6 protein-coding genes are annotated in these 3365 nt (G+C 67.9%); 2 read left to right on the forward strand and 4 right to left on the reverse strand.

Going from position 1 to position 3365, the window contains the following annotated elements; all coding sequences use genetic code 11:
• Positions 1-125: 125 nt before the first annotated feature.
• Complete coding sequence (locus VJ655_RS18840; RefSeq protein WP_324113746.1) at positions 126-329, forward strand: hypothetical protein; 204 nt, start codon at positions 126-128, stop codon at positions 327-329.
• Positions 330-629: 300 nt separating this feature from the next.
• Here the strand turns inward: VJ655_RS18840 and VJ655_RS18845 are convergent, their stop codons facing one another.
• From VJ655_RS18845 to VJ655_RS18860, 4 genes are read right to left on the reverse strand one after another with little or no spacing between them, the layout of a single operon-like run.
• Positions 630-839 carry a ribbon-helix-helix domain-containing protein gene (locus VJ655_RS18845; protein ID WP_324113748.1) on the reverse strand — a complete coding sequence of 70 codons (210 nt, stop codon included), beginning with the start codon at positions 837-839 and terminating at the stop codon, positions 630-632.
• Between the two features lie 5 nt (positions 840-844).
• Positions 845-1021 carry a DUF4169 family protein gene (locus VJ655_RS18850; protein ID WP_324113750.1) on the reverse strand — a complete coding sequence of 59 codons (177 nt, stop codon included), beginning with the start codon at positions 1019-1021 and terminating at the stop codon, positions 845-847.
• A gap of 14 nt (positions 1022-1035) precedes the next feature.
• Positions 1036-1944 (reverse strand): DUF6807 family protein, encoded by a 909-nt coding sequence (locus tag VJ655_RS18855; RefSeq protein WP_324113753.1) that lies wholly within the window; start codon positions 1942-1944, stop codon positions 1036-1038.
• The gene (locus VJ655_RS18860) at positions 1941-2525 is read right to left on the reverse strand and encodes a glutathione S-transferase (RefSeq protein ID WP_324113755.1); all 585 of its coding nucleotides are present in this window, start codon (positions 2523-2525) and stop codon (positions 1941-1943) included. Before VJ655_RS18860 ends, VJ655_RS18855 begins: the two co-directional genes overlap by 4 nt.
• 174 nt (positions 2526-2699) lie before the next feature.
• On the opposite strand from VJ655_RS18860, the gene VJ655_RS18865 reads away from it, so the two are divergent.
• Complete coding sequence (locus VJ655_RS18865; protein ID WP_324113756.1) at positions 2700-3335, forward strand: glutathione S-transferase family protein; 636 nt, start codon at positions 2700-2702, stop codon at positions 3333-3335.
• The last annotated feature ends 30 nt before the right edge of the window (positions 3336-3365 follow it).

Genomic DNA, 3365 nt, shown 5'->3' on the forward strand with positions numbered 1-3365 from the left:
CATGGGAACATATGTAGCACACCGCGCGCCCGGCTTAAGCCCCAACTGGCCGCCAGGGGAACCAGCGCGGCCGCGTACCGTTGATCCGCCAATGGAAGCAGCGCCGAGAAGGCAGGGAGACTCTCATGGCGGAAGAAACTAGCAGCGGCGGCGGCAATGGCGGCCTGGCGTTCATCGTCGGCGGCTTGGTGGTGATCGTCGCGGTGCTCGCCTTCTTCATGTGGTCGGGCGGACTGACCCATAAGAAACAGGTCGACGTGAACATCTCCGCGTCCGCGCCGAAGCTGCCGGATGCGCCGCCAGCAGCGCCCAAGGCTCCGGGCGGTTGAGGGCAAAGATGGGCGCGGTCGCGCAAAATGGCCGGAGCCACACGGCGCATCATGGCGGCGGCCTCTGGGTGGCGCTTCTGGTGGTGGCGCTGGCTACGGCGGCCGTATGGGGCGCCTGGAGGCTAGGCGTCATGGTCGGCGAGGGCACCACTTGGCGCCGTGGCCTGCCCGAGATTCCGAGCGCCTTGAGGAAGGTTCCCACGCCGCCGCCGATCCCCACGCAGCGACGCCCGACGGTCGAGCCGGTTGTTCGAGACTAGCAGGTCCGCGTAGCGCTGCGGCGCCCGAGCTCCGGCGGTCTCACGATCCCGCGCGGTTCAGGGCGAATACGCGGCAGGCCGAGGCGAGGGGACGCTCGCCGCGCGCGCCGTCGATGCGCTGGATCAGTCCGGCTAGACTAGAGCCCTCCCGGGCCGCGGCGTTTTCCAGCACGGTCCAGAATTCCGGCTCCAGGGCCAGCGAGGTGGCGTGGCCGGCGAGGTTCACCGACCGCTTCTTCAACCCGGCCAAAACCCTCAGTCCTCGCGCTTGGCGCCGTCCAGCTCGCGCCGCAGCTTTTCGGCGCGGGCGGTCTCGAGGGACTTTTCCGCCTTGGTGCGGCCGAAACGGGCGCGGTTTTCCGCCGCCCGCGTCTTGTCGTCGGCCTTGGCCTTGGCCTTGCGGGCCTGGTTGAGATTGACGACGTCGGCCATGGCGGAATCCGGACCTAGGGCAGCTTTCGCGAGACGGGGCGCATGACCAGCGTCTCTTCCAGATGCAAGCTCTCGCCCTTCTTCAGGACCAGGGGCGCGCGGCCGGGGAAGACGCAGTTCTGCATCGAGCGGTCATTATACAGCATCCAGCGCTTGATCACCTGCCCATTGGCCTTGCAGGCCAACCCTACGGACCAATGCGGCGCGTCCGGAGCGCCGCTCCAGGCAAAGCCCATCGAGGAACCGGCGTCGATCGCGCCGCCATTGGGCGAGATCGTCTTGCCATCGGACGAAAACGTCAGCCGCTCGGGGTCGATGAGGCGGATCGAGAATCCGCCGAAGCCGCGATCGTCGGCGCTGCCGCCCAGACCCAGGGCGTCGACCCGCGAGACGATCAGGGTGTCGAACAACACCCGGCGCGCGCCGGCCTTCAACGGGCGGACCGTGATCTTGCTGGTCTCTCGGGCGACATAGACCAACTCGGGGCCCGAATTGACCACCCAGTCGACCTCCACCGTCAGCGTCCCGCCGCCCTCGGCGTCGCCCAGGAAGCGCTTTTCTCGAACGATGTAGGCGAGGCCTTTCATGTACCAGCCATCGGCGACCGTCTCGCCGTCGATCTGGACGTTCATCCACGCCCACCAGACGCCGCGCTGGTGCGGGTGATCGCCAGGACGATCCTCGGTCAGGGCCACGCCGTCGGGCGCGTAGAGCGCGGCGACGTGGTTGGCCCGCCCGGGCTCGACCGCCGCATCGGCCGGCTTGGCCCGATAGACCAGCACCGTCTTGCCGGCCTCGGTCAGGGTCACGGCGTCGTCGGCGAACACCGCGTCGACCCGCTTGCCGATGGCGGGATCCGCCCAGGCGGGAACGCTCGTCGCGAAGACGCAGAGCAAGGCGAGCAGCGCGCGGCGAAGGCTCATGCGTCGTCCTTGGCCAGGGCGCGGGCCAGGGCGGGACGGGCGTTGGCCCGCGCCAGCCATTCGTCATAGACCGCGTGCGGCGGCAACATCTGGCGTGCGAACTGCAGCAGGCTGACGAACAGGATGTCGGCGGCGGAGAACGTCTCGCCTAGCAGCCAGGGCGAGGCCTCGAGCGTTGTGCGCAGCCGCTCGTCCATGGCCTGGTATTGGGTCTTGTCCTGTTCGTCCTGGCGCTGTTTCCAGAGGTTGGTCACGCAGGGTTCGAGCACGCCGGCATAGTAGGCCAGCCACGAAAGATATGGGCCGCGCTTCGGGTCGCCGATGACCGGACCCAGCCCAGCGGCCGGGAACTTGTCCGTCAGATAGAGGGCGATGGCCGCCGACTCGGTGATCAGCACGCCGTCGTCCAGCAGGGCGGGCACCTGGCCATGCGGATGGGGATTGGCCGGATCGCGCGCGCCAGTGTCGCTGACGCTGCGATAGATGTCGACCTTGCGCACCTCATAGGGCGCGCCGAGCTCCTCGAGCAACCAGAGGAACCGGGTCGAGCGCGAGCGTGGCGCATGAAATAGGGTCAGCATGGCGTTCTCCGACTGTCGGCGAACATATCAAGAACAATCCTGGCGTGCGCGCAAGCCGAAACTTGGCTTCTGGCGCGCCAACGCTCGGGAGCCTGCCGCTCAGGGGGCGGCTTCGCGGGCTTGACGGTTCCAGGGAAGCAGAGGTCTATCCGCGCAACTCAGCGGAGGTTTGGCATGTACATGCTCTATGGTTCGCCCAGCACGGCCGGTACGGCCATCCACTGGCTGTTGCTGGAGCTTGGCGTTCCGTTCGAGCTTCGGTTGCTGGACTTCGACAAGGGCGAGCACAAGACCGCCGACTATCTGGCGCTCAATCCCGACGGGGTCGTGCCGACCTTGATCGTCGATGGCGCGCCGGTCACCCAGATGGCGGGGATCGCGACCCTGCTGGCCGAACGCCATCCGCAGGCGGGGTTCGCGCCGCCGCCCGGCTCGCCCGAGCGCGCCGATTATCTGAGCCTGAGCTTCTGGCTGGCCAACAGCTTCCAGCCGCATTTCCGCGCCTGGTTCTATCCGCACGAACCCGCCGGCGGCGAGGCCCAGGAGGCGGTGAAGGCGGCGGCTCGGGCGCGTATCGAGACGGGGCTGGCGAGGCTGGACGCGCGTCTGGCGAACCGGTCTTTCCTGGTGGGAGACCGGTTCACCACCGTTGACCTGCTGGCCACCATCCTGTGCCGCTGGACGCGCAACATGCCCAAGCCCGCCACGGCCTGGCCCAATCTCAAGCGCTATCTGGATGCGATGCGACAGCGCCCGGCGCTGCGCGAGGTCCACGCGCGGGAAGGGCTGACGGACTGGATCGACGGCTAGAGCGCGTTAGGTTTAAGTGTGAGCGGTTAA

The organism is Caulobacter sp., from assembly GCF_035254145.1.
GTDB lineage: Bacteria > Pseudomonadota > Alphaproteobacteria > Caulobacterales > Caulobacteraceae > Caulobacter.